This is a genomic window from Pseudolysinimonas sp. (genome assembly GCF_031389465.1).
In the GTDB taxonomy this organism is placed as follows: Bacteria; Actinomycetota; Actinomycetes; order Actinomycetales; family Microbacteriaceae; genus Pseudolysinimonas_A.
The window spans coordinates 1-2,901 of sequence record NZ_JANMSQ010000041.1; the positions used below are offsets into that span (position 1 = coordinate 1).

Genomic DNA, 2,901 nt, shown 5'->3' on the forward strand with positions numbered 1-2,901 from the left:
TCGGTGACCCCGAGCCAGTCGACGTTGTGGTCGGCGAGCGCTCGGGCGATGCCGACGGCCCCGTGACCGTAGGCCTGCGCCTTAACGACACCCATCACCTTCGCGGGAGCGACCGTGGCACGCAGAACGTCGAGGTTGGCCTGCAGCGCCCCGAGATCGATCCGCGCTTCTCTCATGCTCATTCCGGTTCCTGAGCAGTCGGCCTCGCCGGCGTGTCGAAGGACTCCGTGATGACCTGAGCAATCGCGACGCCCGCATCGTGCGACATGGAGAGATGGATGTGGGTGATCCCACGCCGCTCGGCGATCGCGGCCGCCGCGCCGGTGAGCCGCATCGACGGGTTGCCTTCGGCATCCGAAACGACTTCCATGTCGTGCCAGGTGACCGCCGTGGCGTCGCCGAGGGCCTTCATGAAGGCCTCTTTCGCCGCGAATCGCCCGGCGAGTGACCGGAGCGGCAGATCTCGTTCGCTCACAGCGAACAAGCGTTCGCGAAGGCGGGGAGTGCGGCCCACCGCCCGTTCGAAGCGCGCGAGGTCGACAATGTCGATCCCGATTCCCGCGATCGACATGGATCTGCTACTCGACCGTGACGGACTTGGCGAGATTGCGCGGCTGGTCGACGTCGAGACCCTTCGCCGTCGCCAGCTCCATCGCGAACACGTGCAGCGGCACGACGGCGAGCAGCGGCTCGAACAGGGGACCGGCATGCGGGATGCGAATGACCTCGTCGGCGAACGGCGCCACCTCGACGTCACCGATCTCGGCGACCGCGATCACCCGAGCTCCGCGCGCACGGATCTCTTGGATGTTGGAGATGACCTTCGCATGCAGCGAGTTCGGGTCTCGCGGGGAGGGCACGATGACGATCACCAACTGCCCGGGTTCGATCAGCGCGATCGGGCCGTGCTTGAGCTCCCCCGCCGCGAAGCCTTCCGCGTGAATGTAGGCGAGCTCCTTGAGTTTGAGTGCACCTTCGAGAGCGATCGGGTAGCCGGCGTGGCGGCCGAGGAAGAGCACCGACTGCACGTCGCCCATCCACCGGGCGAAGTCGGCGATGCGCTCGCCCGACGACTCCACGACCTGATCGAGCTTGGCGGGAAGGTTCTGCAGTTCTTCGGTGAGTGTGGCCACCGCGACGGCGTCGAGGGTTCCGCGGATCGTCGCGAGGTGAAGCCCGAGCAGGTAGAGCGCCGTGATCTGCGCGACGAACGCCTTCGTCGAGGCGACCGCAACCTCGGGTCCGGCGTGGGTGTACAGCACGGCATCCGACTCGCGAGGGATGGTCGCGCCCTGGGTATTGCAGATCGACAACGTCCGAGCGCCCTGCTTGCGGGCATACTGCACAGCCAAGAGGGTGTCCATCGTCTCGCCGGACTGGCTCACCGAGACGACGAGGGTGCGCTCGCCGATGACCGGGTCACGGTAGTGGAACTCGTGCGAGAGCTCGACGTCGACCGGGATGCGCGCCCACGACTCGATCGCGTACTTGCCGACCAGGCTCGCGTACGCGGCCGTGCCGCAGGCCAGCACGACAATGCGGTCGATACCGGTGAGCAGATCCCCGAGGCGATCGAGCTCGGGCAGCCGCACCGCGCCGTCAACGATGCGTCCGATGAGGGTCTTGCCGACCGCCTCCGGCTCCTCGCTGATCTCCTTTTTCATGAAGGTCGGCCAGCCGCCCTTCTCGGCGGCGGAGGCATCCCAGGCGACTTCGAACTCACGCGTCTCCACCGGGTTGCCCTCGAAGTCGGTGACCTCGACGGAATCGGGGCGGATCGTGACGATCTGGTCCTGGCCGATCTCCATCGCGCGGCGGGTGTAATCGACGAACGCCGCAACGTCGGACCCGAGAAAGTTCTCGCCCTCGCCGAGCCCGATGACCAGGGGTGAGTTGCGCCGCGCGCCGACCACGACACCCGGCTGATCTTCGTGCACGACGAGCAGGGTGAACGCACCCTCCAGACGGGCAACAGCCTGCCGGAGCGCTGCAGTCAGGTCGCCGGTCTCCCGATAGAAGCGGCCGACGAGCAGCGCGGCTACTTCGGTGTCGGTCTCGCTCGAGAACTCGGCGCCGTCGTCCAACAGTTCGTGCTTGAGTTCGGCGAAGTTCTCGATGATGCCGTTGTGGATGAGCGCGAGTTTGCCGTCATCGCCGAGGTGCGGGTGCGCGTTGCCGTCGGTCGGGCCGCCGTGGGTGGCCCACCGCGTGTGGCCGATGCCGGTGTGGCCGTCAGCGATGGGCGTCCCCCCGAGGTCTTCGGAGAGCATCCCGAGCTTGCCCGCCTTCTTGCGGGTGCCGAGGTGGCCGGAGTCATCGAGCACCGCCACACCTGCCGAGTCATAGCCCCGGTACTCGAGCCGCTTGAGGCCGCCCATGAGCACTTCGAGGCTGCTGCCCGGCCCGACGTACCCGACGATGCCACACATGAACCCGATTCTATGTTTTCCTGGGTCAGATGTCTGACCCAGGAACTTCTCACGGCGGGTCCACACCGTTCGTCGAGATCGACCGTGCGGAGTGGGCAGCGCTCGCTCCCTCGACCCCGCTGCCGCTGGGGGCGGGTGAGGTCGAACGGCTACGCGGTGTTGGCGACGCCCTCGACCTCGCCGAGGTCGCCGAGGTCTACGTGCCACTGAGCCGACTGATCAACCTCTACGTCACGGGGGCGATGTCAACGGGGGCGGCGACCCGCGAGTTCCTCGGGCAGAGCGGCCCGCCGACGCCGTTCGTGATCGGGATCGCCGGATCAGTCGCGGTCGGAAAGTCGACCACGGCCCGGTTGATCCGCGAACTTCTCTCGCGCTGGCCCGACACGCCGCTCGTCGAACTGGTCACGACAGACGGTTTCCTCCTGCCGAACGCTGAGCTCGCGCGCCGCGGTCTGATGCAGCGCAAAGG

3 protein-coding genes and 1 pseudogene are annotated in these 2,901 nt (G+C 67.3%); 1 reads left to right on the forward strand and 3 read right to left on the reverse strand.

From position 1 onward, the window contains the following. The 3 genes from RMO30_RS01700 to glmS form a co-directional block, all read right to left on the reverse strand. A partial coding sequence (locus tag RMO30_RS01700) for an alanine racemase (protein ID WP_309708666.1) occupies window positions 1–182 on the reverse strand: 182 nt, incomplete at its 3' end. Further along, window positions 179–571 carry a holo-ACP synthase gene (locus RMO30_RS01705; RefSeq protein ID WP_309708669.1) on the reverse strand — a complete coding sequence of 131 codons (393 nt, stop codon included), beginning with the start codon at window positions 569–571 and terminating at the stop codon, window positions 179–181. The genes RMO30_RS01705 and RMO30_RS01700, both read right to left, overlap by 4 nt. Before the next feature lie 7 nt (window positions 572–578). Continuing rightward, entirely contained in the window at window positions 579–2,429 is a 1,851-nt protein-coding gene (gene glmS, locus RMO30_RS01710; RefSeq protein ID WP_309708671.1) for a glutamine--fructose-6-phosphate transaminase (isomerizing), read from the reverse strand. A 29-nt stretch (window positions 2,430–2,458) separates the two neighbouring features. On the opposite strand from glmS, the pseudogene RMO30_RS01715 reads away from it, so the two are divergent. Continuing rightward, a pseudogene (locus tag RMO30_RS01715) lies at window positions 2,459–2,901 on the forward strand (type I pantothenate kinase); the annotation flags it as partial.